Origin of the sequence: Prevotella sp. tc2-28 (assembly GCF_900107705.1) — a bacterium.
Taxonomy (GTDB): domain Bacteria; phylum Bacteroidota; class Bacteroidia; order Bacteroidales; family Bacteroidaceae; genus Prevotella.
In genome coordinates, this window is sequence record NZ_FNRE01000008.1 from 66,347 (window position 1) to 93,308 (window position 26,962).

General features: G+C 50.2%; 23 protein-coding genes. 9 read left to right on the plus strand and 14 right to left on the minus strand.

From position 1 onward, the window contains the following. Positions 1–2: 2 nt before the first annotated feature. The 8 genes from BLU47_RS08435 to BLU47_RS08465 all read left to right on the plus strand — a co-directional run bounded on the left by BLU47_RS08435 (position 3) and on the right by BLU47_RS08465 (position 6,738). Positions 3–731: an Ig-like domain-containing protein gene (locus tag BLU47_RS08435; protein ID WP_176780513.1), complete on the plus strand. Its 729-nt coding sequence runs from the start codon at positions 3–5 to the stop codon at positions 729–731. 51 nt (positions 732–782) lie between these two features. Further along, positions 783–953 (plus strand): outer membrane protein assembly factor BamD, encoded by a 171-nt coding sequence (locus BLU47_RS14765; protein ID WP_176780514.1) that lies wholly within the window; start codon positions 783–785, stop codon positions 951–953. A gap of 184 nt (positions 954–1,137) precedes the next feature. Beyond that, positions 1,138–1,770 carry a hypothetical protein gene (locus tag BLU47_RS08440; protein WP_091961159.1) on the plus strand — a complete coding sequence of 211 codons (633 nt, stop codon included), beginning with the start codon at positions 1,138–1,140 and terminating at the stop codon, positions 1,768–1,770. A 4-nt stretch (positions 1,771–1,774) separates the two neighbouring features. Further along, positions 1,775–2,164, plus strand: a complete 390-nt coding sequence (locus tag BLU47_RS08445) for a hypothetical protein (protein ID WP_091961162.1) — start codon at positions 1,775–1,777, stop codon at positions 2,162–2,164. Between the two features lie 405 nt (positions 2,165–2,569). After that, positions 2,570–3,313, plus strand: coding sequence for a phage regulatory protein/antirepressor Ant (locus BLU47_RS08450; protein WP_091961166.1), 744 nt, complete (start codon positions 2,570–2,572; stop codon positions 3,311–3,313). A gap of 32 nt (positions 3,314–3,345) precedes the next feature. Continuing rightward, positions 3,346–3,636 carry a hypothetical protein gene (locus BLU47_RS14550; RefSeq protein ID WP_143025510.1) on the plus strand — a complete coding sequence of 97 codons (291 nt, stop codon included), beginning with the start codon at positions 3,346–3,348 and terminating at the stop codon, positions 3,634–3,636. A gap of 16 nt (positions 3,637–3,652) precedes the next feature. Beyond that, positions 3,653–6,202, plus strand: coding sequence for a BT4734/BF3469 family protein (locus tag BLU47_RS08460; protein WP_091961172.1), 2,550 nt, complete (start codon positions 3,653–3,655; stop codon positions 6,200–6,202). A gap of 101 nt (positions 6,203–6,303) precedes the next feature. Beyond that, positions 6,304–6,738 carry a D-Ala-D-Ala carboxypeptidase family metallohydrolase gene (locus tag BLU47_RS08465; protein ID WP_091961174.1) on the plus strand — a complete coding sequence of 145 codons (435 nt, stop codon included), beginning with the start codon at positions 6,304–6,306 and terminating at the stop codon, positions 6,736–6,738. A 54-nt stretch (positions 6,739–6,792) separates the two neighbouring features. Here the strand turns inward: BLU47_RS08465 and BLU47_RS08470 are convergent, their stop codons facing one another. The 13 genes from BLU47_RS08470 to BLU47_RS08530 form a co-directional block, all read right to left on the minus strand. Further along, positions 6,793–8,040, minus strand: a complete 1,248-nt coding sequence (locus BLU47_RS08470; RefSeq protein WP_091961177.1) for an MFS transporter — start codon at positions 8,038–8,040, stop codon at positions 6,793–6,795. Beyond that, entirely contained in the window at positions 8,037–8,693 is a 657-nt protein-coding gene (locus BLU47_RS08475) for an aspartate/glutamate racemase family protein (protein WP_091961180.1), read from the minus strand. The genes BLU47_RS08470 and BLU47_RS08475 overlap by 4 nt, the downstream gene beginning before the upstream one ends. Before the next feature lie 25 nt (positions 8,694–8,718). Then, positions 8,719–10,149, minus strand: coding sequence for a TolC family protein (locus BLU47_RS08480; protein WP_176780515.1), 1,431 nt, complete (start codon positions 10,147–10,149; stop codon positions 8,719–8,721). Positions 10,150–10,167: 18 nt separating this feature from the next. Then, positions 10,168–11,307, minus strand: coding sequence for a hypothetical protein (locus BLU47_RS08485; RefSeq protein ID WP_143025511.1), 1,140 nt, complete (start codon positions 11,305–11,307; stop codon positions 10,168–10,170). 3 nt (positions 11,308–11,310) lie between these two features. Next, positions 11,311–14,244, minus strand: a complete 2,934-nt coding sequence (locus BLU47_RS08490) for a hypothetical protein (protein WP_143025512.1) — start codon at positions 14,242–14,244, stop codon at positions 11,311–11,313. Continuing rightward, positions 14,237–17,407, minus strand: a complete 3,171-nt coding sequence (locus BLU47_RS08495; protein WP_091961191.1) for an efflux RND transporter permease subunit — start codon at positions 17,405–17,407, stop codon at positions 14,237–14,239. The genes BLU47_RS08490 and BLU47_RS08495 overlap by 8 nt, the downstream gene beginning before the upstream one ends. A gap of 14 nt (positions 17,408–17,421) precedes the next feature. Next, positions 17,422–18,555 carry an efflux RND transporter periplasmic adaptor subunit gene (locus BLU47_RS08500; protein WP_091961194.1) on the minus strand — a complete coding sequence of 378 codons (1,134 nt, stop codon included), beginning with the start codon at positions 18,553–18,555 and terminating at the stop codon, positions 17,422–17,424. 31 nt (positions 18,556–18,586) lie between these two features. Beyond that, on the minus strand, positions 18,587–20,305 hold the full coding sequence (locus BLU47_RS08505; RefSeq protein ID WP_091961197.1) for a cation:proton antiporter: 1,719 nt from the start codon (positions 20,303–20,305) through the stop codon (positions 18,587–18,589). 115 nt (positions 20,306–20,420) lie between these two features. Continuing rightward, a complete protein-coding gene (locus tag BLU47_RS08510) occupies positions 20,421–20,969 on the minus strand; it encodes a hypothetical protein (protein ID WP_091961200.1) in 549 nt (182 codons plus the stop codon). Between the two features lie 121 nt (positions 20,970–21,090). Then, positions 21,091–22,632, minus strand: a complete 1,542-nt coding sequence (gene rny, locus BLU47_RS08515; RefSeq protein WP_091961202.1) for a ribonuclease Y — start codon at positions 22,630–22,632, stop codon at positions 21,091–21,093. Between the two features lie 26 nt (positions 22,633–22,658). Next, complete coding sequence (locus BLU47_RS08520; RefSeq protein ID WP_091961205.1) at positions 22,659–22,973, minus strand: cell division protein ZapA; 315 nt, start codon at positions 22,971–22,973, stop codon at positions 22,659–22,661. Positions 22,974–22,985: 12 nt separating this feature from the next. Next, a complete protein-coding gene (locus BLU47_RS08525; protein WP_091961206.1) occupies positions 22,986–23,285 on the minus strand; it encodes a hypothetical protein in 300 nt (99 codons plus the stop codon). A 111-nt stretch (positions 23,286–23,396) separates the two neighbouring features. Then, on the minus strand, positions 23,397–24,011 hold the full coding sequence (locus BLU47_RS08530) for a hypothetical protein (RefSeq protein WP_091961209.1): 615 nt from the start codon (positions 24,009–24,011) through the stop codon (positions 23,397–23,399). 117 nt (positions 24,012–24,128) lie between these two features. Here BLU47_RS08530 and rfbA point away from each other — a divergent pair, with 117 nt between their 5' ends. Next, the gene (gene rfbA, locus BLU47_RS08535) at positions 24,129–25,013 is read left to right on the plus strand and encodes a glucose-1-phosphate thymidylyltransferase RfbA (protein WP_091961212.1); all 885 of its coding nucleotides are present in this window, start codon (positions 24,129–24,131) and stop codon (positions 25,011–25,013) included. Here the strand turns inward: rfbA and BLU47_RS08540 are convergent. Continuing rightward, complete coding sequence (locus BLU47_RS08540; RefSeq protein ID WP_091961214.1) at positions 25,006–26,940, minus strand: sugar phosphate nucleotidyltransferase; 1,935 nt, start codon at positions 26,938–26,940, stop codon at positions 25,006–25,008. The two genes, rfbA and BLU47_RS08540, sit on opposite strands and share 8 nt — an antisense overlap. Positions 26,941–26,962 lie beyond the last annotated feature (22 nt).

Genomic DNA, 26,962 nt, shown 5'->3' on the forward strand with positions numbered 1-26,962 from the left:
TTATGAACAAGAATATTCTTTTCGCCATCATGTCACTGCTGTTGCTGGTAACAGCCTGCAACAAGAATGATGATATTGAGAGAGTGCAGTCGATGGTATTTGTCCCGGAACACAGCAGCGGTTGCATCCGTGTGGACGGGACCAGCCCGATGACGTTACGCTACCGTGTTGAACCCAAGAAGATGATACCGGAACTGGTAAACAACAGCAAGGCATTCACCTTTGAGAGCAAGTCGCTCAGCGAGACGCCGTCGCTCACCATCAACACGATAACAGGTGATGCCACCAGTGGTGTGCTGACACTGGAAGTGACGCCAAGCGCAGGGTTCGAGCATAACGGCGACTATGCCTTTGCACTGCACTACAGCAACGACGACACCGGATTCACCAGTGCCTTTACCCCCGTCTTGGTGGTGGTACACCCCACCAACCTGACTTTTGGAGGTATAGACATCACGCAGCCGCTCATTGCCGGCAACACCTACAAGCTAGAGCCCGTCTTCACACCGACGTACACGACGGAGAAGGGTGTCACATGGGCTTCGAGCAACACGCAAGTAGCCACTGTGGACGAGAACGGCCTGTTAAGCCTGTTGGACAACGGCCAGACAACCATCAGCATCACGTCAACAGACAATCCGGACATCGGATATAGCATCACCATCACCGTGTCGGGAGGTAACATTCCTGTCAATCCAGGCGACGGGACAGGACAGGACCAAGCGGAATAATAGCGGAACAGGCAGGCAATAAACGGCTTGCCTGTTCGTTATTATATACGTATGCGAAAGATATTGCACCTGACAATAGTATGTGTGGTCTCCATATTCCTCATGGGATGTGGAGCCGACGCGGCTATGAAGAAGGGTGACAAGTTCTACGCTCTGGGTGAATACTACGATGCGGCAACACAGTATAGGAAGGCATATTCGCAGACACCTTCCAAGGAATGACAGCTGAGGGGACAATCTGTCCCTGCGTTCCACTTTAGTAACGAAATTTCATACACAAAAACGGGGTTTTGTGCATTGAGGATTATTAACATAAAAAAGAGTGGGTTGCCTAATGGGCAATCCATTTTATTTTTGTAAATTTGCCGATGTTTTTTGAAAACCGATAACTGAAAAGGATACATATATGGCTAAAGATGCAGAGGAACTGAAGATAATTCTCGATATGGCCGCCAATGGCGGTAAGATGCAGGCTCAGAACGAGATGCTGCTGAAAAGGATTGCGCAACTGGAGAATGACTTAAAGCGTCAGAAGAATGAGAACAAGAAACTGAAAAACGACTTGGCGGATAAGACGAAGGAGTGTGAGGAGAAAGACCATAGGATAGAGGAACTGGAGGCGAGGCTGATGTGTGAGACGCCGTCTGGGAATACGGAGACCTGTGCCCAGGGGCCTGTGCTGATGGTAAATAATTTCTACTACGTCCTGTCGTGGCCTAAGACGGTGGAGTATGTGGGCAAACTGGACTCTCAGGGGCGCATGAGTGCAGGACATTTTATCCATCAGACGTTGCCTGACGGTATCAACATGAGTTTCGTGAAAAGGGTGGACGAGCTGACGAAGTTGGAGGCTCCTCAGGACCAGCGACTGGCTGATGCTATGGAGAAGGTGGCAGGACGTCCGACAACACAGAACATCTATGGCGACAAGAATGAGTTCACGGAGGACTCGAAGATGGTGAAGCTGGCTCTTCCCAATGATGCTGATCCGGCAGAGATAGTCACGCAGATAACAGAACAACAGAAACTATTGGATTAAAACGATGGGTGATACGAAGGAATATATCAGGGGCGACAAGCATGTGCATCAGGCAGGCAGCGTGATGATTAAGTTCATACAGTATAACGTGCCAGGCCAGCAGAGTGACTGGAAGCAACAGGAAGTGCGGGAGGCGGAGGTAGTTCGGGATGATGGCGAACTGATAGAGAAACTGAAGCCTATCTTCTATAACAACGAAGAGGATGTGAAACTGTTCTTGAAAGAAATCACGGGTATGAAGCCTGGCGATATTACCGACCTGGTAAACAGGTGGGTGAAGGACAAGCGGATTTCCGATTACGGCTACAGCAGGAAGGGCGTGCTCTGGGAAATACTATACGAAGCGGGGCTATATACGAAAAGCCGACAGAACTGGTGTAAGAGAGTCGATTGACTCTCTTTTTTTATGCCTTTTTATGAGGTTTCCGAAGCTGAAAGTTTACGGTTTCGGTTTATAAAAGTTTCAAGTAGTTTATAATGGTTTACGCCTTTTAAACTACTGTTTTTTTTCTTTCAAAGACTACTTTTTTGTGCCTAATTTTGCAGTGTGAATCAATCACAAGCGATCTTTGAGCTTCGCTCGAAAATCGGTTTCGCCTCAGCAAAGTTTGAAAACGAGTTTTCACTTTGCATTCGGCTCACGCGATCTTTGACATACTGGAACAACGAAAACGACAGATGGAGCTGGCGGAATAATAATTGTGTACCATGGTGAACACACTTTTTACCAATAACACATACGTGCGCAAGTAAATATGCGTGCGTACATTTATTAATCTTTAAAACAACAATTAAAATCATGAAACAGAAAGCAATTACAATCAGTTTGATTAAGAAGAACAACAACATCGAAGACAATGCCGCTGTGCAGCGCATGACCTCACTGGAGATTGCCGAGCTCACAGGCAAGCAACACAAGAACGTGATGCAGGCCATCAGAAACATGGAGCCTGCGTGGGAGAAAACAGCCGGGCTGAAATTTCAGCTCGGGTCTTACGAAGACGCCAACGGACAGATGCGACCCTGCTACTCACTGACCAAGACGGAGTGCTTATACATTGCCACCAAGTTCAACGACGAGGCACGCGCAAGACTGGTGTTGAGATGGCAGGAGTTGGAGATGGATCAGCGCGAGGCACTGGAGTGGGAACGCTGGAAGGCACGCTGGAGCCAGATAGAGCGTCCGAAGGGTTCTATTGCCCTGCTGGGATGCACCGAGGAGGAGATCCTGGACGAGGCCGACGACATCATCGGCGAGGAGCTGGACGAGCTGAACCAGCGAAGCGACGACTGCTACACACCTTCCGAGATTGGCAAGCCTTTCGGACTGGAAGGGCGCGACCTTAACTCGTTCCTCTGCGACCTGGGCATCATCCAGTGGGCGAAAGGCCAGTGGATGCCGACACGCAAATTCATGAATCAAGGGCTGACGGAGAACCGCAGCGTTGTTATTCACGGTCGTAACGGTCGACGCCGCACGGTGTCGCGACTGGTATGGACAGCGAAAGGGCGCGACTTTATCATGAACATCATTAAACAATAACCAATAATTATTTAAAAACACACAGAAAAGCTATGGAAACATTAGTAACTATTCAAGCGGTAGGCGCATACGCTGAGCGCCAATATCAGAGACAAGACGGAACGACAGAGTATTTCAAGAGTCGTGGGGTAACAATGAGACGTGGAGGTGACATCTTCTATGGTGAGATGACTGGCGAGTTGGCCTCTAAGAACCGTGATACACAGTATGCACAGAACATGCCATACATCGTGAAGGGCTTCTGGAAGCACCGCACATGGGGCGACAACAACGACCGACACGAAAACACCTTCTATATTACTGACCTGCAACCCCTGTGCTAACAACCAATAGTCAAGTATGTTTTGTATTCAAGACAACCAATATTTTTCTCCCGCAGTGCCCGGCACTCGGGAGAAATTTCATGAGGTACTGGACTCGCCACTGGTAAAGTGGAAAATAGAAACAATACGCAAGGTCAGGCTACCTGAGGCTATCAAGCTATGGGCATCGAACGCCGACTTTCAGAAATTCTGCCTTAAGGAAGCAGGAAAGAAAAAGACGGGTGACGCCTTCAAGAGTCTCACGGACGAGGAGAAACTGGCTCGATGGGCTAACAGTCTGAAGGAGTCGTTGCCATGCCTGATTTTCGGGGCACGTGACTTCGACGAAACGCCCATGAAAAAGGATCCTGAGAAGAAGATGAAACGCAGGGTGCTGCAAGGCATCCATCTGAGTGGCCTGTTCATGTTCGACGTGGACCATGTGGATAACCCGCGTGAGATTTTCGAACGGACACAGCAAGAGGGATTTCCCTGGGAGGTGGTGTTTGCTCATGTGACGTCATCGGGTCACGGATTGCGACTGGTGTGCAAGGCCAGAAAGGAGATTGGCAACATTGCCGATAACCAATTGGCACTGGCCAAGGAACTGGGCGTGACGCCCGACCTGAGCTGCATCGACGCATCAAGAATCTCGTACGCTCCCATGCGTGAGGATGTGTATTATTTGAACGAAGAAGAACTATTAAACTATTATGATGAAGAATTTGACAAGAAGTATTGCGAGGCTTATCGGCAGGGGAAGACTAACGGGAACGGGAACGTTAACGGGAACGGGAACGGGAACGTTAACCCTAACCTTAACCCTAACCTTAACGGGAACGGGAACGTTAACGGGAACGGGAACGGGAACGGGAACGAAGATGTTGAACTAAAGTATCATGGAATTGAATATGGAAAAATCTGTGAAGCGTGGCAGACCGCGCAAGGTGGTGCGCCTGCCGTGGGAGATCGCCACCGAACCATGCTGCAACTGGCTCTCGACCTTAGGTATATCTGCGATAACCAGCCGGAGATGGTGTGTAGGGCCCTTAAACGGTGTGGATTTGTGCAAGACATCATCCGTGAGCGAGGAGAAGAAGAGGTCAGGGCAGTTGCTGATACGGCTTGTGAGCGAAGAATGTACAAGGACATCCCGAAAAGGATGCAAGGGGTGCTTGAAAGTGCAGGTGTACAACTCGGCCAGTCAGCAACAGCTGAGCGACCTGTGGCAACGGTTGACATCCCTTACGAGCAGTTCGCTGAAAGGCTGGAACCTCTCCTTAGCGCTCCTTATGCCGAAGCCTGTAGAGGTGTGAGCCGACATAACCGGCTGGGGGCTGTGATGGCTGCTGGAGCCATGTACTGCACCCTGCTGACACGATGCTGGTATGAGCACTTCAACGGTGCACGACAGCGCATGAACCCGCAGGTGCTGATTATCGGTGACCCTGCCTCGGGAAAGTCGTTTGCCAAGGATCTGGACGACCAGATCATGAGTTCCATGAGGGCGAAGGACGAGGAGGTGCGCGCCCAGGAGACTCGCTACAAGCAGGAACAGAAGAAGCGTGGCACTTCGTCGAAGGCGCAGAAGCAGGACGCACTGGTGGAGCCTGACGGTATGATCAGATACCTGCCTACGAAGACGTCGAACAACATCTTCTTCCGACGACTGAAAAGGGCGAAGGAGGAAGTGAACGGAGAACTGCTGAACCTGCACCTGTATATGTTCGACTCGGAGCTGGACTCCAGTATCACGGCACAGAGCGGTGGCTCATGGATTGGCAAGCACGACCTGGAACTGAAGGCGTTTCATAATGAGCTGAGCGGTGTTGACTATGCCAACAACGACTCCATCAACGACATCCTGCCCATCTACTGGAACTCGGTGACCACGGGTACGCAGATCAGCCTCTACAAGAAGTTCACACCCCGGAACATCAACGACGGACTGTGCAGTCGTGTAGCCATCTTCCCGATGGAAACGGCACGATACCAGATGGTGAAGAAGAAGGTGGTGGACTGGCAGGCCAATGAGGCCATGAAGTTGTGGGGATTTAAGTTTGAACAGTTGCATGGCGAACTGCCCTTGCAGCGACTGACGGACCATGTGTATGACCTCTGCGAGCTCAGTGCGCAAGAGGCGGAGGCTGCTGACGACCACGTGCTGGACTATCTGAGAAAACGTGCGGTGTTCTATGCCACCTGGCTGACCATTCCGCGCATCCTGGCTCGTGAGTATGACACGTTCAAGAATACAGGAAAGCTGGAGGTGACGGACGACGACTTGAAGTTCTCGACACTCATCTACGATGCCGTCATTTACTTCCAGGACCACTTTTTTGGACAGATGTTGCAGGACTCCTGGGACAATGCGGCACGTGAATATGTCCCCAGACGCAGGAATACCAAGAATGCAGAAGCATACAAAAGTCTGCCTGAAACCTTTGGGGTGAAGGAAGTAATGAGTATGCTGGATTTGGAGAATGCTGCAGCTCACAAACAATGTCAACGCTGGATGATGCACGGGTTCGTAGAACGTGTGAAACAGGGAAAGTACAGGAAAGTGATCAAGGATGTAATGGTGTAGAAGTTTAAGAATTGAAAAATTGAAAAATTGAAAAAATAAACCGCAGATTACGCAGATTATACAGATTTAAAAGAATTGAAGTTGTGAACAGTGAAAAATTAATGAAACTCAGCGAGCATTTTTCGCTCGCTGAGCTTTGCAAAACAAATACGGGAATAGAGAACGTGCCGAATGAGGCACAAGTAGAGAACTTAAAACGGGTGTGCCGATGGCTGGAATGTCTGCGGAAGCGGTGGAACGACAAGTACGGCGATGGTGATGACCCGATTATCATCAACTCGGGATTCCGCTCGGAAGCGGTGAACAAAGCGGTAGGTGGTGTGCCTACGTCGAACCACCTGACGGGGTGCGCGGTGGATATCCGTTGCATCGGGATGGAACAGGCATTGCGCTACGCTGCCATCTTGCTCGACATCAGCGATATGAGCCGCGAGGACTTCGACGAGCTGCTGATAGAGCAGAAGCGTAGCGTCGTCTGGATTCACTTCGCAGTGCGCCCCTCGGGGAATCGGAGACGGTGTAATTTTAAACGGTAAATCGAAAAAGAGCTTCCGAATCAACGCGGAAGCTCTTTCTTATGGTCGATAAGTTTACTCCTCTTTAATAATCGGTTTCTCAGGATTGATGAAGGCGAACAGCACGGCACTGACTATCAGCATGACGGCAATCATATAGAGGGGCAGGTTGTAGTTGCCCGACTGCTGCACGAGTTCTCCAAACAGAATGCCACAGCAGAAGCCACCGATGTTGCCGGCGGTGTTCATGGCGCCACTGATGGTGCCGGCATGGCGCTTGCCCAGGTCGATGCAGAGTGCCCAGGCGGAGGGCAGCATGAGGTCGAAGATGCCAAAGCAGAGGGAGAGGAACACGAAGACCGCCATCTTGCCCGGAATGAAGGCGGCAAGGAACATGCAGACGGCTGACACGGTGAGTGACGTGGAGCCGAGTGCCTTGCGACCCACCTTGATGCCATAGCGGCGCGTCAGCCGGTCGGTCAGGTGACCTCCAGCAATGTTTCCTATCATGCTCATGATGAACGGAACGGCGACGGCATAGGTCAGCTCCGACTTGTCGAAGCCGCGCCCCAGTTCCATGAACGTGGGGAACCAGGAGAAGAAGAACCAGGAGCCGAAGGCATAGAAGAAATACATGCCGCAGATGAGCCAGAACTGAGGAGAAGAGACCCACCCCCAACCCCTCCCTGTATGGAGGGGTGCAGATGGTTTCGGCACCGATTCTTCTTTCTCAGAGCAACTACTCCCCTCACTCGCAGGGAGGAGCTGGGGGGTGGGTCTATAATACCAATACCACACAACGGACCAGACCACACCCAGAGCACCTAAGAGATAGAATGCAGCACGCCAGCCAACGGACATCATGACGGGGATGACCACAAAGGGGGTCAGCGCACCGCCCATGCGAGAGGCTGCCCACACATAGCCCTGTGCCTTGCCCACCTCGCCCTTCTCGAACCAGCGGCTGATGACACCCGTTGTACAGGGTGACGAGCCTGCCTCGCCGATGCCGAACATGAAGCGAATGACCAACAGCGAAGCCAGTCCGCCTGCCAAGCCTGTGAAGGCGGTGAAGGCAGACCACCACAGCACGATAGCTGCCAGTATCTTACGGTGTCCGAAGCGGTCGCCGAGCGCACCCATCGGTATCTGTAACAGGCCATAGGAGAGGATGAAGGCACTCTGCACCCATCCCCATTCAGAGGGCGACAGGTTGAGGTCGTGCATGATGCTCGACCCTGCCACGCTGATGTTGATGCGGTCTAAAAAAGTGACCATGCCCAGGATAACGAGCATGGTCAGGATGATATTCTTACGTTTCATAAGCCCAGGAACTTACGCAATCCCTTGACACCCAGAACGGGACTCGAGAGCACGGGTTTGCCCGTCAGTTCAGAGAGCCGCTGTTCCATTCGCGCCATGGAACCTTGAGCCAGCACGAAGGCATCCACTTGCGATGCGATACGGCCTGCAGCCTCAGCAATCAGCCGGTCGTGCGTCTCACCATCTCCACTCTGTCCAGCGGCAAAGGCACCATCAGCCAGTCCCTCGACAAGCGTCACTGCCCTACCCGCCTTACGGGCCTCGTTCTGAAGTAGTCGACAGGTGGGATCGAGCGTAGTGGGCAGTGTGGAGATGACACCGATACGGTCATACTTAGCCACAGCCTCAGCAGCCATCGGCTGGTCGATGCGGAACACGGGAATGCGGGCATACTGGTTGCCGTAGTCTGCCACGTCGCCCACGCTGGAACAGGTGTTGAACACCACGTCGGCTCCGGCATCGGCAGCGGCATTGTAATAGGCCTGCAGACGGCGGCGCACGGCAGGCGTCACCTCGTTGTTGGCAATGACCTCCTTGATGAGCGACGAATCAGCGATATGATTCACGTTCACCTCGGGCATGAGTTCGGCAAAAAGTTTGGTCAACGGCTCCACCAGAGCCATCGCCGTGTGTACACAGATTACATGTTTCATTGATTAGTTCTTTGAGTTTGTCGTATTATTTGGAACCACCGCCCAGAGCGATGTACAGTTCGATAACAGCCTGGGCAGCATCATACATATTCATAGCAGCACCCAGCTGGGCATCGAGCAGCGACTCCTGTGCCTTGAGCACTTCCAGGTAGCTGGCCTTGCCGTTGTCCATCAACTCGTGGGTACCAGTGTATGCCTCGTGGAGCACCTCCACCTGACGACGGAAATAGGCGTGCTTGTCACGTGCAGCCATGCAGTCGGCCATTGCCTCGTTCACCTCGTTGCCGGCATTGATGACGGTCTGCACATACTTCTTCTGAAGGTCTTCCTCAGTCAACTGGGCGATCTTCTTGTTGGCAATGAGCTTGCCGCGGGCGAAGATGGGCTGTGTGAGCTGGGCCATGGCAGTGAGCAGCATCTTACCTGGGTCAACGACCATTCCGCCGGCTGAGTTAGTCCATCCGGCAGAACCGTTGAGCGTGATACTTGGATAGAAGGCCGAGCGGGCGGCTGCCGTGTTGTAGAAAGCCTCCTCCATGGCATGGTTGGCCATACGGATGTCGGGACGGTTCTCCAGCATCTGGGCTGGCACGCCAATCCTCAGGTACTTGGTATCGAACATGCGCTGTTCGACATCACCCATGGCTTCTGCATGATGGAGCATGGAACTGCCCCACTTCTGACGACTGATGTGCTGCGGACTGACGGCAAGCAGCTTGCAGATGGCATTCTCGACGGCACGGATATTGCGGCGCGTGTCCACAATCTGCGTCTTCACACTCAGGTAGGATGCCTCCATCTGGTTGACAGCAGTGCTGTAGGCCTTGCCATTCTCCCAGAGAGCCTGCTCGGTCTCGAGCGACTTGTTCCACAAGCTGTCGGTTTGCAGGAGGATTTCCAACTGGCGGTCGAGCACTTGCAGCAGGAAATACTGCTGGGCAGTGACGGAGACAAGATTGGCGCGCACGGCATCCTGACGCAGCTGAGCCTGCAGGAGAACGGCCTTGGCAGCACGCTTCTTGTTGGTGATGGAACCAAAGACATCGATATCCATCGACAACTGCAGCGGTAGGTTGTAGGTCTTCACGGCAGCGCTCTTGTCGAAACTGCTGAGCGTGCCCTGTGGGGCCAAGCTGAGCGCTGGCAGATAAGCCATGCGGGCAGCAGTCAGCGAGGCCTGGCTCTTCTCAACGGCGATGCGGGCAGAGTTGAGGTCAGTATTGTTTGCCAGCACCTGTTCGATAAGTTGTTGGAGCATCGGGTCAGTGAAGAACTCACGCCACGACATTTGCGCCAGCGTGCCCTCACCCTGGGCAGCAGTACTGCCCAGCATGCCGGCATCAGCACCGAAGGCATTGGCAGGTGCCTCCACCTTCTGCTCATACTTGTTATATATTCCGCAGCCCGTGAGCATCATACTCACGGTGGCTGCGGCTACGACTTTCTTGAAATTCATATACATCATTCTGAAAAATTAGTTAGTGGTAGCGATGGGAAGAATCTGCAGCAGCATGGTCAGCAGGTCGGCATAGTCTGTCGAGGTGACGCTTATCCGCGAAGCAGTCTGTTGGTAGAGATTCATGAGCTGTGCATAGGTGTCGGCATCCACGATGTCTTTCAGCAGCGTGTAGTCCGACGAGTAGTCAAGGGCGAAAGCCGGCATCTTAAGCGTGGTCTCGCCTTCCTGCACATCGACGAACTTCATGGGAATGGCACTGCCATCCTTGCCGCAAGCAATCTGCATGTCGCCCTTGATGTTGCCCGTGACGTACAGGTCGTCAAGGATGCTGGAGCTGACTGTTATGCTGTTGACCGTTTCCATCATGCCGCGTATCGACTTGATGACATAATCGGCAGGCAGGGGAATGTTCATGTTCGCATCCAGGATATTCAACTTGTTCTGCACATAGCCTAACTGGAAGTTGACATTGCCATCAGACTCCCTGGAGCCTACGATGTCGATGGTGCTGGCCTTGGCGGCGTCCTTGGCATCGGGCAGGAAGTAGTCTATCTTGCTCTCGAAGCTGAACGTGCCCAGGGTGATGGCCGCCATGCCCGGAAAGTCGGAAGTCATCTTGACGGAAGCCACCGAACTGTTGAGGACGACCTCCTTGTCCTGATACATGCAACTTAACGTCACACGGAGCAGTTCAGGGACTTCATTAAAGTTCCTGTTGCTGGCCATGGACAGCTTATAGAGCATTTTCCCATATCCGTCGACGGTGGCGGGGAAGATAAACACCATGCCTTCGGAAGGACCGACCTGGTAATTTCCCTTCTCGTCAAAGATGATACGCAGCCCATGGGAGTTTGTCCGGTCGGTAAGGTTCTGAATGGTCAGAAGCGCTATCATCTTCTTGACATCCTCCTTGAAAGTACGGCTCTTGTTCATCAGCGCCAACAGTTGCAACGTTGTCTGGGAAGACAGCGTGATGGCGTCGAAGTTCAGATTGTCAGCCAGCACGGAGGCGTCAGCCTTGAAATGCGTGGCCAGCATGTCGCGGTTCCTGTCTGCCTCGGGATTATACGGATCATCCGCAACAGCACACCCCACCAGCAAGGAAGAGCCGCTTATCAGAATCAGGGCAATGGCCCAGTTGAGCATTCTTTTCATATCTTACTTGCTGTATTTCTTACCATTGAGAATATAAACGCCCTTGTTGGGTTTGCCATTGAGCTGACGACCCTGCAGGTCGTAGTAGCGGTTGCTGCCGTCGGTATCGATGGTGCGGATGGTTGCGATGCCTGTCGTACCACCGCCCTGTACCATATCACCTGCATAAAGGTCAGCAGGGAACTTCACCAGACCGTCGTGTTCGAAGGCATCAACACCAAGCGCACGCTTTGGAGCATTTGCACTATTGATGCTCTGACGTACCATCGGGGTAAAGTCGGTCTTTTCTGTTGCCTCGTTCATCTTCATGAAGGCATGGAACGAATTAAGGTACATGCCTGTTGGCAGTGGCTTCCAGTGACCATCAGTATCCATGACGAAAGCATTGGTCAGTCTCTCGTCATCGCTTGAGGCATTGCTGAAGAGACCTTGCCATGTTCCTACAACGGAAGGTTCTGACTCGTTGCCATAAGCGTAAACATCGCTGCTCTTAGACTGGTTGGTGACAGTTGTCTGAATAGCGTTCAGACTGATATTGCCGTAGTTGACAACTACCAGGCAAGGCTGACCTGCAGCAACATTGCCATCGGTCTTGCTGAAGATGAACTCGTTGTAGAAATTATCCACGAAGCTGAGCTTGTAAACGCCTACCTGCTCCTTGGGATAGTAAGCAGAGAAGTTGAAGTCGTAAGGCAGGCTGAGGGTGTATGCTCTGCTCTTCCATGTGCCATCCACGTTCTGTTCTGCCGACAGCTCACGGTCGAAGTCGATATTGACCACCTTACCATTATATTCATCCAAGATTTCATGATTATCTGCATTTTCAGATATCTTCACTGGCTCATCGGGGTACTTCAGGCCGAGGAAGTTGTCGAGCGAACCGGTTCCCTGGAACTTCAAACGATAGACTCCTGTATAGGGAGCCTTGAAATAAACGGTTCCGGACTGTGCGTAATAATTGTAAAGAGTCCATTCCTTATCAACGTCACGACGATAGTACACAAAGAGCACAGCGGGGTCGCTACTGCCATCGAATGCACCTGCCATATTGCTCATCATGTCGATATCAACATCGAACTTGAGGACATCGCCCTGAACGGCTTGCAGACGCGGGGTAATGAGTTCGTATTCTTTTGATTCGGTAGTGGCCATCCATGTCTTGGGCTCACCACCGCCACCAAACATTTCCATCATGCCGCCGCTGGGCTTGGTAACCTTCCATCCGGTAGATTCCCATCCCTCGGGCAACTCGCGGGGAACAGACTCGTCCTCCACGACATATGGGGTTTCGAAGTCTTCCGACCATGCCTGGTCACTAATCTTATAGGCTCTGACAGCCACGGACTTCGCCTGCAGCACTTCGCTGGCTGGAGCAAATATCAGCAGGGAATTATTCTCGCCATAGGCAGCGGATTCGTAAACGAACTCGACATCCACGAAGACGCTGTCGGAAGCCGGTACGTCGATGGTGCCAGTCTTGACGCTGAACACCTTCTCGTCGGTAGAGCTGACGTTAACGACAACAGGACCGGTTCCTGAGTTATAGATCTTGAAGGTCTCCTTGACGTTCTCCTTGCATTGTCCGTAGAACACGTAGTTCGTCGACTTGCCATGATGATAGACGTGCACGTCAGGGGCATTCTCCTTGATCTTGAAGCCTGCAACAGAGTCGATAACAACACTGTCAGCTGAAACGAAACGGAAGCGATAGTCGCCAGGTTCAATGCCGGAAATCCACTGCACGCTATACACGGAGTCGATGTCGCTGATGATCTTTACCTGTTCCCACTTGTCACTGCCATAGACTGACTTCTCCATGGTGATGGTAGGACCATTGCCGCCACCGCCCATCATGCCACCCATGCCACCCATGCCACCGCCGGCATCGCCGTCCTTCACGGAGAACAGCAGGGCTTGTGTGTTGCTTTCCACCGTCACAGGGGGTGTGGTCAGGTAGAATGCCGAGCCTCCAAACATACCAGTGCCACTGGGCTCAGCGACTGTTGCCACGCCATGGCCGACCTTCCATCCTTCTACTATCCAAGACTTGGGGGCCTCGTCAGCGTTGAAGTCCTCCACCCATACGTTGGGCTCGGTAATGATGGCATAGGTCATGAACTCATAGTTCTCCACACGGCTGTCAGTAGGCTTCAGGGTAGCGAGGGCCTCGTTCTTGCCTGGCTGGCCTGCAGCGAAGGTGAACTTTATGTTGACATCCAGCGAGTCGCCTGCCGCAATCTCCATCGTTGACTTGCTGAAAGAGAACTTATTGGCATCCGACATGCTGTTGTTAACCTTCAGCTTACCCGTAGCGGTGTTCACCACCAGCACTTGCCTAACGGCATCTGACTTGCAAAGGCTGAAGTCTATCATCTTCACCGCACCCTTGTTACCACCAACGGTATCTATGACGAGAACGTCGGGGGCATCCATATCAATCGTGAAGCCTGCGACGCTGTCAATCATAACCGTACTGGCGGAACGGAAACGGAAGCGGTATTCACCGGCCTCTGTGCCCGAGATGGTGAAGGTCTGGTAGTCAGAGGTCACCTCGGTGGTAAAGTCGGCCACCTGTATCCACTTGTGCTGACCATAGATGGTACGCTCTACGACAAAGGTAGAGTCCTTGCTTCCCATGAAGGAATCCATTCCTCCTCCACCTTTCTTGGCAGAGAACACCAGGTTCTCGCCGCTGGCGACTTTCAACGGAGGAGTCATCAGATAGGCAAAGCCTTCATCGCTTCCACCCATCATCTGTTTCATGTCAAAGCCTCCAGAGGATGAGCCTTTCTGAGCGGCATTGTCCTTTACTGTCCAACCATCGGCATACCATCCGTATGGTATCTTACCGTCATTGAACCTTTCGTCCATCTGAGCCTTTATGCTGTTTGCTCCCATGACAAGGAGCATACCGCTCAAAACCAATAATCTATTCATCTTCATTTTCTTCTGTATTAGTTAGTTTTTGAGGATTCCCCTGGAATTTCTCATGCAGGTTCTGGAACACGATAAAGAATGCCGGTACGACGAAGAGCAGGGCAACGGTGCCAATGCTCATACCACCAATGACACCCAGGGCAAGGGCGCGGTTACCATTGGCACCGGCACCACCCTCGATAACAAGGGGTATCATACCAATAATCATCGTGGCCACCGTCATCAGGATAGGACGCAGACGCTCCTTACAAGCCTCGAAGGCTGCCTCGGAAATGCTCAGTCCTTGCTTGCGACGGTCTGTGGCAAACTCGGTAATCAGGATGGCGGTCTTCGACAACAGACCAATCAGCATGATGACACCCGTCTGCAGGTAGATGTTGTTGTCCATGCCTGGCAATCCTTGTGTATAGCCCAGATAGGCAAATACAAAGGCACCCATCAGACCGAACGGTACGCTGAACAACACGGCCCACGGAGTGAACCACGAGTTATACAGAGAAGCCAGGATGAGGTAGATCAGGATGGCACAAATGACGTAGATGAGCGCCGTGGCGTTAGAGCCGGAAGTCTCCTCCACCTCGCGCGACATACCGCTATACTCGTAGGTGGCAGTTTTTGGCATCTCCTTCTCGAACACCTCGGCTATGGCCTGATGAGCGTCGCCCTCGGTGTATCCACTGCCGGGTTTCACGATACAGGTGATGCTCTGGAACAGGTTGAAGTGCTCGATATTGGACGGGCCGACAATCTGCTTCAAGGTGACGAACTGGGAGATGGGAGTCATCTTGCCACCTTTCACCTGCATGAAGATGTTTTGCAGCGACTGCGGATCGAGACGATACTCGGGTGACGAAGCAGCCATGATGCGGTAGACCTTACCAAACTGGTTGAAGTTACCGATATACGCACCACCGCAATAAGAACCTAGCGTGTTGAGTACGGCTTCAGGTGTCACACCGGCGCGGTCGCACTGGGCGGCATCGACATTGACCTGATACTTCGGGAAGCGCTCAGAGTACGTCGACATGGCAGTAGCTATCTCCGGGCGTTCTGCCAGTTTGGCCAAGAAGTGCTCAGTATGCTTGGCAAACTCCGACAGGTTACCATCTGTGGGATCTTCTACCATGAGCATAATGTCGTTACTGGTACCATAGCCTGGAATCTGAGGCATCTCGAACGGAATCACCCGCAAGTTCTTGATATCTTGGCAGTCAAAGTAGAAACGGTACATGACGAGCGTCAGCAGATGGTTCATGCCAGGACGCTCATCCCAGTTCTTCAGACGTACCACCATCGTACCATAGTTGGAACCGGCGCCCGAAATCATACCATAACCACAGACTAAGGCGAAACTCTCCAGTTCGGGAATCTTCTTCACCTTAGCCTCAACGGCTTTCGCCATCTCACGGGTCTGCTTCAGTGTAGAGCCTTCTGGAGCTTGTATCTCAACCAAGAACACGCCCTGGTCCTCCTGAGGAACGAGACCTGAAGGCAGGCTCTTCATGAAGAACACCAGCAGCACGGCAGCCAGCGCCAGGAAGCTCCATGCCAGGATGGGGCGCTTGATGAACTTTTGGACAGCCTTACTGTATTTATTATAGATAGCGCTATAGCTGACTTCATACGCTTTCTTGGTATAATAGGTCAGGCTCTTGCCTTCCTTCTTGCCTTCTGTCACGCGCATCATGATGGCACAGAGGGCTGGACACAGCGTCAGGGCCGATATGCACGACAGACCTACGGACGAGGCAATGGTGATACCAAACTGAGTGAAGAACGTACCCGAGGTACCTGGCATGAAGGTCACGGGGATGAACACCGCCATGAATACCAAAGTACATGATACAACAGCAACCGACACCTCGTTCATGGCCTGACGAGTAGCCTCACGGGCATCGCTGATACCATTCTCCATCTTTGCCATAACGGCCTCCACCACCACGATGGCATCGTCCACCACCGTACCGATGGCCAGCACCAGAGCGAACAGCGTCAGAATGTTGAGCGAGAAACCGCATATTGACACGACGGCAAAGGTGCCCAACAGCGACACGACAATCGAAATAGAAGGAATGATGGTGGCTTTCAGGTTCTGTAGGAAGAAGAACACCACGAGTACCACCAGAATGATGGCGATGACAAGCGTCTCCACCACATTGTGGATAGCAGCGAACAAAAAGTCATCGCTGGTCATCAAAGTCACGAACTCCAGTCCGGCAGGCATCGTTGCCTTCATCTCCTCAAAAACCTTATTGATGCTTGCATTCACCTGAGTGGCATTAGCACCTGGAGCCGCGAACACCATGCAGATAGCACCCGGCTTGTCCTGGATGTTCGATGTGAAGTTGTAGCTCATAGCACCAATCTTCACCTCTGCTACATCACTCAGGTGCAGCATACCGCCGCCACTGGTACGCAGTACGATGTTGTTGAACTCCTCGATGGTCTTCAGCGTACCCTTGTACTGCATAGAGTACTGGTAGGAGTTCTCCGACTGTTCACCCAAGGAACCCACACCAGCCACGAAGCTCTGTCCACCGATGGCGGCGAAGACGTCATTAGGCGTCAGTCCGTACTGTGCCATCACGTCGGGCTTCAGCCAGATGCGCAGGGCGTACGTGTTACCTAAGCTCAGTACATTACCTACACCCGTGACACGCATCAGTTTCGGCTTGATGTTGATATCGATATAGTTCGACACGAAGTCTTCGTCGTACTTGCCGTCGGCACTCTTCACAGCGAAGATGCGCAGGATGTTGTTCTGTCGCTTTTCCACCTTCACACCGACCTTGTTCACGTCAGCAGGCAACAGGGCCTGTGCACGGGTGACACGGTTCTGCACATTTACCGTTGCCATGTCGGGGTCGGTACCCTGCTTGAAATAGACGTTGATTTCCACATCACCATTCGACGAGGCTTTTGAGGTCATATAGGTCATATCATTCACGCCATTGATGGCCTCCTCCAGCGGCTGGATGACCGATTTCATCACTGTGTTCTCGTCAGCACCAGTGTAGCTGGTGCTGACATTGACCGTAGGCGGTGCAATGTCGGGATATTGCTCTACTGGCAGCGTGCTCATGGAGATGTAGCCCACCAGCGCTATCACTATCGAGATGGCACACGCCATCACGTACTTATTAATAAATATATTGTTCTTCATAATGCGGAAGCGTATTATTCACCTTTCACTTCTTCTTCAGAAAACAGCACCTTCTGGCCCTCTGTTACATTATTGGCACCAGTAGTCACAATCTGGTCGCCCTCTTTCAGACCGCTTGTCACGATAAAGTCCTTGCCGTTGCCAGTGTCTTCTGTAGTCACTTCGATAGCCGTTGCCGTGCTGTCGGCCTTAACCTTATAGACCTGCGCCTTGTCCTGCAGACGTACCACGGCATACTGCGGAACTACGATAACCGACTTCTCTGCGAAAGGCATGACGATAGTGCCTTGAATACCAGAGTACAGATGACCGTCGGGGTTGGGGAACGACACCTTGCTGGTCAGCGAGCCCGTCTCTGAATTCACGACACCTGTCAAGCTGATCACGCGGCCTTTGTGCGGATATTCCGTACCGTTCTTCATCACAAACGTGGCGGGGGGAAGATTAGCGATATACTTCTCTACCTCGCCGGCTTTCATGCCTTCCTTCACCATGGCTTCGACAATAGCCTCAGTTACTGAGAACTCTGCGTACATCGTCGTATTGCCACTCAGCATGGTCAGCTGTGTCATAGGCGATACCTGGTCACCGACACGCACGGGAATTTCACCGATAATACCGGGTACGGTTGCCGTGATGGTGCAGAAACCGAGGTTCACCTTCGCACGGTTCACCGCTGATCTGGCCTGGGCCACTGAAGCCTGGGCTTGCTTGTAGGAGTTCTCAGAGTTGTTGAGCATATAGCTGCTTACGATTTTCTTCTCAAACAGGTTCTTGTTTGACTCGTACTCCAGCTTGGCAGAGTTCTCCTGAGCCAGGGCTGCCTGCAGGTTGGCCTGTGCAGCCTCCAGTTCCAGTTGAGCGTTGCGTGAGTCAATGATAAAGAGCGCCTGACCCTTCTTGACCTGCTGACCTTCTGTCACGCAAATCTTCATCAGCTGACCGCTGACCTGCGGTGTAACTGTCACATCGTTCTGACCTTTCATCTTGGCACTGAACTTGTATGGTAATTCAATGTCCGATTTCTTCACTGTCATCGTTTCAAACGATGATTTCGTCTCCTTGGGCACGTCTATGCCGCAAGCGGTGAAACTTACCGCTACCGTAGCGACGGCTACTGTCAACTGCAAAATACTTTTCTTTTTCATGTTGTTATTTGTTATTTCATTAAGTAATAGTCTATTCTCGTTCGTTCAAATTATCAGTAAAAATCTTGGTCATATTATTGCTTCGTTTCTCTGATATGGGGGAAAGGAAGATATAAAAAGAAATGACGATAACAGCAAAAATGCCCATCATGCCACTCCTAGGCAGCGAATTACCAACAATAAAAGCAATGAAGGCTGCAGCAATGGCTAAACGGAGAATGCCAAAGGCCCAGAGTTTTACGCGCTCGACGCTACCTCCTTCATACCACAGTTTATTGACGTTGGCACTATTGCCACCCCTACGCATCAGCGACCATAAGAAAGGTGAGCAAATAGAGAGTGTGACAAAGGCAATGACAATACCTGACCATGGATCAGGAAGCAGTTTCAAAATCAGGGGTGCACCATAATAATACATAAGGGCAATAACCGCTACGCAAAGCACGCTATTTATCAGCAAGATGAACACATAGCGCTTGAACTCTTCACGCCATAGTTGACGCATCTCATTGGTCTCTGGCTCTTCTGTTTCTTCGGTCGTATCACGTTCCAGCTTCTCCAACCACCGCTCCGGTAAGATACGTACCACCATATGGTAGGCTGGTTCTGCCAAACGAATCATATAAGGTGTCGTAAAAGTCGTGAAGACTGATACGGCGACGACAATGGGATAGAGAAAATCGCTGGTGACATGCAACGACGTTCCCAATGTGGCAAGGATAAAGGCAAACTCACCAATCTGTGTTAGGGAGAACGAGCATTTCATGGAGGTCTTCAGCGACTGACCTGACAACAGGAAACCGCCTGTGCTAAGAATGGTTTGTCCCAACATGATGGCGACAACAATGCAAATGATAGGTACGATATACTCGATGATGAGTGACACATTGACCATCATGCCAACGGATACGAAGAAAATAGCACCAAAAAGGTTCTTGACTGGCGAGACCAGGTGTTCTATATGTTCTCCCTCCGTTGTCTCTGAAAGGATGCTGCCCATGACGAAAGCGCCAAATGCTGCAGAGAAACCTACAGCAGAGGCAAATACCACCATACCGAAACAGAAAGCGAGTGCTATGATGAGCAGCGTCTCTTCGTTCAGCAGCGGCTTCACCTTACGTAAGAACAGCGGAATGGCATAGAGCCCCACCACAAACCAAAGAATCAGGAAGAATCCCAGTTGAAGGATAGAGGCTAGCATCTGTGTGCCTTCAAACTCCTTGCTGACAGCCAGGGTCGAAAGCATCACCATCAAGACAATAGCCAAAATATCTTCGATAATCAACACACTGAGCACTAGACCGGCGAAGCGCTCGTTTCTCAATCCCATATCGTCAAAGGCCTTGAAAATAATCGTAGTCGACGACATGGCGAGCATGCCACCCAGATAGATACAGTCCATCTCGCTCCACCCGAACAAATGACCAGTAAGGGCTCCAACATACATCATCCCAAGGATAATGGCAATAGCAGCTATAATCGGTGCTGCACCCATTTTCAGGATTTTCTTGAACGAGAACTCCAAGCCGAGGGCAAACAACAAGAAAATGACACCTATCTCACTCCAGAGGTGGACGCCATGCATGTCGGTCACGCTGGGCATGTAAGGCATGTTCGGCGAGGCGAGGAATCCCGCTACGATATAACCTAACACAATGGGCTGCTTGAAGCTCTTGAAAAGGAGCGTCATGACACCAGCACAGATGAGAATGAGTGCAAGGTCTGCAATAAGTGGTTCTAGTTGTGACATAAAGTTAGTAGTAAATTATGATAATATGCAAAGATAAGCAAAATCAACAAAATAACATTTTCACTGACACCTGCCAAATGCTGTTTTGTGGATTTTTAAATGCTTTTAACAGCTTTTATGTTTCCGATATAAAACAGGCCACAAGTCCATAAGTGATGGTAGGGCGTATCCAGATTTCCGTAAGCAGATAGTCTGTGTATTCGTCAATAGGCTCCAGATAATAGATGTCATAGTGGTACAACAAAGCAATTACCATATCAATGACAAAAATCATCCAAAGATTACGCTTGGTATAACTTTTCCAATCCTTACGTGAATAAAAATAGGTAAGTGTCATGAGAAGCCACACTGAAAGGGTGAGGCATGTCAGGCGGAGTGGGTAACTGATTAGTTCGGGGGCAAAAAGGATGTCGCGTAGCAGAATAGTCACTCCCAGACATAGAGAGCACCAGTAGTTGAACTGGTCTGGCTTGAGACGATTGAAAAAGTACAACCCTGTCATGACTAGACAAGCGATATAAAACAAGTTGAGGAGGAGTTCAAACCACGCCACTTCCAGTCCGAAATGGGCAACACCATAAAGCATAACACCTACCGAGAGCATAGCTGCCACACTGGTAACACTCACATCCATCAGTTTCAATCTGTTTTTGAATCTTATCATAATAGATTTTTTGTTATTGAATATTACGTTAGTCTATTTTAGTTATTGAAGAACACTTTTGTTAAAGTGTAGAGAGACTCCATTTCTGAAGTCTCTCTTTATGGAATCACCGCAATGCGAATTACTTTGCGTATGCCACTGAGCGGGTCTCGCGGATGACTGTAATCTTCACCTGTCCAGGATAAGTCATCTCATTCTGAATCTTCGATGCAATCTGTCCACTGAGTGCTTCGGTCTCTGCATCATCCATTTTGTCAGCACCGACGATGACACGAAGTTCACGACCTGCTTGAATAGCATAGGTCTTGGTAACCCCGGGATAACTCATCGCAATAGCCTCCAAGTCATTCAGACGCTTGATGTAGGCCTCAACTATCTCACGACGGGCACCAGGACGGGCACCTGAGATAGCATCACAAATCTGTACGATGGGCGCGAGAAGTGTTTGCATCTCCATCTCGTCGTGGTGTGCACCGATGGCATTGCAGATATCGGGTTTTTCTTTGTATTTCTCCGCAATTTTGGCACCATAGATTGCGTGTGGATCATCAGTATCCTCATCAGGAACCTTACCGATATCGTGCAACAAACCGGCACGCTTAGCTTTCTTGGGATTCAAACCTAATTCGGCTGCCATGACAGCACAAAGGTTTGCGGTCTCTCGTGCATGCTGCAAGAGGTTCTGGCCGTAAGAAGAGCGATATTTCATTTTACCGATGATACGGATGAGCTCAGGATGCAAACCGTGGATACCGAGGTCAATAGCTGTTCGTTTTCCTGTTTCTATAATCTCGTTCTCCAACTGTTTCTTCACCTTAGCAACAACTTCCTCAATGCGTGCAGGATGTATACGTCCGTCAGCCACCAACTGATGGAGTGCCAATCGACAAGTCTCACGACGCACGGGGTCAAAGGCTGAGATAACAATTGCCTCAGGAGTATCATCGACGACGATTTCAACACCACAAGCAGCTTCCAATGCGCGAATGTTACGTCCTTCACGTCCAATGACACGACCTTTGACATCGTCATTATCGATATGGAAGACGCTGACAGAGTTCTCCACAGCAGTTTCTGTGGCTACGCGCTGAATGGTCTGGATAACGATCTTCTTAGCCTGTGCATTGGCGTTGAGCTTTGCCTCGTCCATAATCTCGTTGATATAGGCCTGCGCATCTGTCTTGGCTTCATCCTTGAGCGACTCGACTAAACGTGCCTTAGCTTCTTCAGCAGAGAGTCCCGAAAGTTCTTCGAGTTTAGCACGCTCCTGCATCTGCATTTTTTCAAGCTCTTCTTGTTTCAGTGAAAGCAATTTTTTCTCGTTGTCTATGCGGTTCTGCTGGTTGTCGAGCTCATTCTTGCGACGTCCCAACTCTTCCTGACGCTGGTTCAGCGAGATTTCGCGCTGTTTCAGTTTGTTCTCGTTCTGCTGGATGTGCTGATTGCGCTGCTGAACTTCTTTCTCCAGTTCACTTTTCTTGTTGAGGAATTTTTCCTTAACTTCAAGCAGTTTCTTTTCCTTGATAACTTCCGCCTCTTTCTTGGCGGCATCAACCATCTCATTATATTTTCCCTTGATGACAAAGCGGAAAATCAAAAAGCCACACACACCACCCAAGACAAGGGCAGCGACGATGGCGATAATAGCAACAATGATATTCATAAAAATTTTATATAGAGTTAATGTTCTTACGCTTTTTGCTTTTCATCAAGAGCGCTTTCTATCTCAGCAGTAAGCCGTGCAAGAACATTATCATAGGGCAAGGTATCGTTGTGAGCATGCTCTCTCTGATACATCAGCGAGATATCTATCAGGGTCATCAGCGAGATGACATGATCACTTTTACGTCCCTTATATGCCTGAGCGTAGGCATTGTAACGTTCGGTAATCAGTTTGGCTGCCAAGCGATAGTATTCCTCATCTTCACGATTGATGACAACTTCTATCTCTTCGTCATAGACGTGCAGCCTGATATGTAATCGATTCTTGTCCTGTTCCGGCATGGCTTGTTCTCCTTATTGGTTTTCGTCACTGAGGATTGCAATGCACTTATTGACGTCTCGTATCAGCTTTGACAATCGGTCTTTGGCATTAGTCAGATTGCCGTCAGTAATCTCGATCATCTTAGCCATCTTAAGCGAATTGTAGTCGTTCTGCTGTTGTTCCAACTTTTCACTCAGCGAAGCGATTTCCTTCTTGCTGTTTTCTAACGATACACACAAACGAGCATTCTCCTTTTTCAGTTCTTGGAAACGGAGAATCATCTGCCGCAAGCGAGTTTCAAAGTTCGCTAAAGTTTTCTCATTAGCAGTCATACTCTTCACTTTATTCTACAAAGGTAGCATAATCGAATGAAAAATGAAAGATGGAAGACCAAAGATTAAGTTTTTTTAATACTTCAGCCTGCCAATCATGTCCTCCGACTATTATTCTTTTGAGCTCGGTTCTTTTTTTGCCAACATAACAACCTTATAGACGAAATTGGTGGTCCATTCCTGAGTGAATCCCAATTTCTGGGAATATTGTCGGATAGCAACAACGGTCTTCATAACCCCCGGATCATTGAAATCATTTTTATGATAGATGTCGTTGACGGTCTTCTGCGTCATCGTAAATATGGCACTTTTGAAAAATCCGGGTAGCCGCAACTTAAACTTCATCAGATTGCCTGTAAGCATCATCAAATCTTGAGTGAAGCCAGAGAACTGGTACATATAAGTTTGTACGTCCTGCACTTTTTTGCAGCGCTTATGGATACTGGCGTCTATCTCCTTGGTAAAATTGTCATCCATACCATAGAGTTCCTTCAACATCTTCTTACAGCGTGACTTCTCAGCCAACCCAAGTCGATTGTTCTGTGTAGGCACCTTCAGCGTAGCCTTGAACACACGCAGATCGGGCAATGCCGCCAAATTAGTAATGCCTAGGTCTGCTGCCATAACAGCCTGAAAATATACACGAATGAGCGTCATGAAGTCCTCCATGCCGCCAGTTTTTTTTTCATCCCCCTTCTTTCCGAATAGCTTGCTTATGATACTCATTATTAAACTGTTTTATCCATTTTTGCGTGCAAAGATACAAAATAATTGGTAATAGACAATTGATAATTAATAATTATTTTCTATCTTTGCAACGAAAATACAATAAAACAACATAAAATGAAAGGCATCGTACTTGCAGGAGGCAGTGGAACACGCCTCTACCCTATCACAAAAGGTGTGTCAAAACAGCTTATTCCTATTTTTGACAAACCCATGATTTATTACCCCATCTCTACACTGATGTTGGCTGGTATCCGTGAGATCCTCATCATCTCAACGCCTTATGACCTGCCAGGTTTCAAGCGTCTGTTAGGTGATGGTTCTGACTTAGGTGTTCGTTTTGAATATGCTGAACAGCCCAGTCCCGACGGACTGGCCCAAGCATTTATTATTGGCGAGGACTTTATCGGTGAAGACTGTGTCTGCCTGGTTCTTGGCGACAACATCTTCTATGGGGGTGGATTCACAGGTATGCTGAAACAAGCTGTAGCCAATGCTGAAGAGAACGGACAAGCCACCGTATTCGGCTACTACGTTAACGACCCTGAGCGCTATGGCGTGGCAGAATTCGACAAGGATGGCAACTGCCTTAGCATTGAGGAAAAACCCGCAAAGCCCAAGTCAAACTATGCCGTCGTCGGACTATACTTCTATCCCAATAGTGTGGTGGAGATTGCCAAGAACATCAAACCCAGTCCCCGTGGTGAGCTGGAGATTACCACAGTCAACCAGGAATATCTGCACCAAAAGAACCTGCTGGTACAAACCCTGCAACGAGGATTTGCATGGCTCGATACAGGCACACACGACTCTCTGTCTGAGGCTTCCACTTTTATTGAAGTCATTGAGAAACGTCAGGGTCTAAAGGTTGCCTGTCTGGAGGAGATAGCCTTCAAACGGGGATGGATAGACAAAGAACAACTCAAGAAACTGGCCGAGCCGATGGCCAAAAATGACTATGGAAAATATCTGCTCCGTCGCGCAGAGGAAGACGTCAAATAGCGAATTCCTCTACGCAACGGCGTAGTGCTTTGGGATTTCCCATATCATACATATCACCTTGCAGGCGGATGCCCATCATACCGCTCTTCTTTCGCACAGCCTCAAGGGCTGAGGTCAGTTCTATCTCCCGAGTGTTATCGCCCTCGGCATCGGCATTTTGAATATCAGTTTCCAATTGTACAAAGACGTCTGGAGTCAGGATGTACTGTCCGAAAACGCTATAGTACTCACGCTGTCCTTCGGCATTGCGCACACCCAGGAACTCTTCAGCATAACTTGCCTTGGGTTTCTCGTGCATCACTGATACGTTAAGAATGGTGCGTTCCTTGTCTTCCCATACACCACTTAGAATACCATAATGGCTAACTTCGGCCAACGGCACAGGATGAATGCTAACCATTAACTGGTTATAGCGTTCGTACTCCTCTATCATCTGCAAAGCACAAGACTTATTGGTACGCGTACGGTAAAGCGTGTCGCCCAACAGTAGTAATACCGGTTCATTGTTGGCAAACTCAGCAGCTTGATATACGGCATGACCGAAACCACGTTTTTCGTGTTGGTAGACATAACGCAAACGCTTACCGATAGCAAGAATGCGGTTCTCGTAATCTTGGGCCTCAGTATTCAACTTATGAAGATGTTCCTCAGAAAGAGGACGTTCGAAGAATTCTGTATACAGAAGGCGTTCCTCCTCTGAACCGAGCACGAGACAGATTTCCTCTATCCCACTCCGTACCAACTCCTCCAACAAAATCAAAATGACTGGACGTACCATGCCGTCAGGACAGGGGATTGGAAAGAAATCTTTCTTCAGAGCACGGGTAGCAGGATAAAGGCGGGTGCCGAAACCTGCAACAGGAATGATGGCCTTGCGCACGGTATGAACAGGATGGATGGTCAGCGGATAGGCTCTCATTCCCAAAGCGTTCAGGTAGTCAATCAACTGCTGTTGGCTCTCAGCATCGCGAGCTAAGAACTGCACGCTACCGTCGCCATGGGAACCTACGCCCTTGCCGCCATAGGATAGCGCCTTGACGCGTTCGTCTTCCAGTATCTGATGCAGTCTAGGAGCCTCCAACGCATGGGACATGGGGACTACATATTTGTCAAACATTGTTTCCGCCTCGGTCATCAACCGTCCAAGGGCCTCCACGTCACCCTCCGCCATATAGCTAATAGCTCTTTCTACGATTTCCTGATTCCACTCCCCCAACGCCTTATGCAAGTTCTCTTCTGCCTCATTAGAAGCAAAAGGGTATGCCTTGTTCAAGTCTGACAGAATCTTAATAGTATCCTTCGAGGCACAGAGGTCGGCAAACACCCAGCGGAGTGTCTTCTTCACATTTAGAGCCTTCACCTCGATCTCATCACCATCAAAGGTCATCAGGTTTGGTTTTACACCAAAAGCACACGCCTGGTCCAAACGGCCGCAACGCGAAGATGTACGCAACTCGCCAACATAGGCGATATTCATCTCGCCCAATGTATTCAGGTTCAACTGATACAGTTGGTTAAAAGCACGTGCTACCAACACGCAAATGGCTGCCGAGGAAGACAGTCCGCTCTTCATCGGGAGCGTCATATGGGTAATGCGAATGCGAACTCCACCCACCTTATACCATTCCAGCATATAGGAGGCGACACCAGCACAGTAGCAGAAGAATGAACCCGACTTAGCCACCGACTTCAGCTCGGCCTCGTTCATACGGCATGAGAAGTCACTCCATTCCTGGGATATCTCAGGGGCATCACTGTACATCTCAAAGATAGACGATTTTTCCACCTCAGCATAGATACCTTGCTCTATTCCTGTCACGATAGAGGCACCTGGCATGATGTCCGCATTCATGGTGCGGTAGTGGCCCGCCCAGTCTGTATGTTCCCCAAAAAGGCACAAACGCCCTGGAACGAAAAGATTTACCATAATCCCTTATTATTAATCGGTT

Coding starts and splice junctions, on each gene's coding strand:
- BLU47_RS08505 (WP_091961197.1), bottom strand. CDS start 20,305: ATGTCACAACTAGAACCACTTATTGCAGACCTTGCACTCATTCTCATC.
- rny (WP_091961202.1), bottom strand. CDS start 22,632: ATGAATATCATTGTTGCTATTATCGCCATCGTCGCTGCCCTTGTCTTG.
- BLU47_RS14550 (WP_143025510.1), top strand. CDS start 3,346: ATGGAAACATTAGTAACTATTCAAGCGGTAGGCGCATACGCTGAGCGC.
- BLU47_RS08495 (WP_091961191.1), bottom strand. CDS start 17,407: ATGAAGAACAATATATTTATTAATAAGTACGTGATGGCGTGTGCCATC.
- BLU47_RS08530 (WP_091961209.1), bottom strand. CDS start 24,011: ATGAGTATCATAAGCAAGCTATTCGGAAAGAAGGGGGATGAAAAAAAA.
- BLU47_RS08465 (WP_091961174.1), top strand. CDS start 6,304: ATGAAACTCAGCGAGCATTTTTCGCTCGCTGAGCTTTGCAAAACAAAT.
- BLU47_RS08500 (WP_091961194.1), bottom strand. CDS start 18,555: ATGAAAAAGAAAAGTATTTTGCAGTTGACAGTAGCCGTCGCTACGGTA.
- BLU47_RS14765 (WP_176780514.1), top strand. CDS start 783: ATGCGAAAGATATTGCACCTGACAATAGTATGTGTGGTCTCCATATTC.
- BLU47_RS08475 (WP_091961180.1), bottom strand. CDS start 8,693: ATGAAACATGTAATCTGTGTACACACGGCGATGGCTCTGGTGGAGCCG.
- BLU47_RS08445 (WP_091961162.1), top strand. CDS start 1,775: ATGGGTGATACGAAGGAATATATCAGGGGCGACAAGCATGTGCATCAG.
- BLU47_RS08470 (WP_091961177.1), bottom strand. CDS start 8,040: ATGAAACGTAAGAATATCATCCTGACCATGCTCGTTATCCTGGGCATG.
- BLU47_RS08480 (WP_176780515.1), bottom strand. CDS start 10,149: ATGAATTTCAAGAAAGTCGTAGCCGCAGCCACCGTGAGTATGATGCTC.
- BLU47_RS08435 (WP_176780513.1), top strand. CDS start 3: ATGAACAAGAATATTCTTTTCGCCATCATGTCACTGCTGTTGCTGGTA.
- BLU47_RS08460 (WP_091961172.1), top strand. CDS start 3,653: ATGTTTTGTATTCAAGACAACCAATATTTTTCTCCCGCAGTGCCCGGC.
- BLU47_RS08440 (WP_091961159.1), top strand. CDS start 1,138: ATGGCTAAAGATGCAGAGGAACTGAAGATAATTCTCGATATGGCCGCC.
- BLU47_RS08510 (WP_091961200.1), bottom strand. CDS start 20,969: ATGATAAGATTCAAAAACAGATTGAAACTGATGGATGTGAGTGTTACC.
- BLU47_RS08520 (WP_091961205.1), bottom strand. CDS start 22,973: ATGCCGGAACAGGACAAGAATCGATTACATATCAGGCTGCACGTCTAT.
- BLU47_RS08450 (WP_091961166.1), top strand. CDS start 2,570: ATGAAACAGAAAGCAATTACAATCAGTTTGATTAAGAAGAACAACAAC.
- BLU47_RS08540 (WP_091961214.1), bottom strand. CDS start 26,940: ATGGTAAATCTTTTCGTTCCAGGGCGTTTGTGCCTTTTTGGGGAACAT.
- rfbA (WP_091961212.1), top strand. CDS start 24,129: ATGAAAGGCATCGTACTTGCAGGAGGCAGTGGAACACGCCTCTACCCT.
- BLU47_RS08485 (WP_143025511.1), bottom strand. CDS start 11,307: ATGAAAAGAATGCTCAACTGGGCCATTGCCCTGATTCTGATAAGCGGC.
- BLU47_RS08525 (WP_091961206.1), bottom strand. CDS start 23,285: ATGACTGCTAATGAGAAAACTTTAGCGAACTTTGAAACTCGCTTGCGG.
- BLU47_RS08490 (WP_143025512.1), bottom strand. CDS start 14,244: ATGAATAGATTATTGGTTTTGAGCGGTATGCTCCTTGTCATGGGAGCA.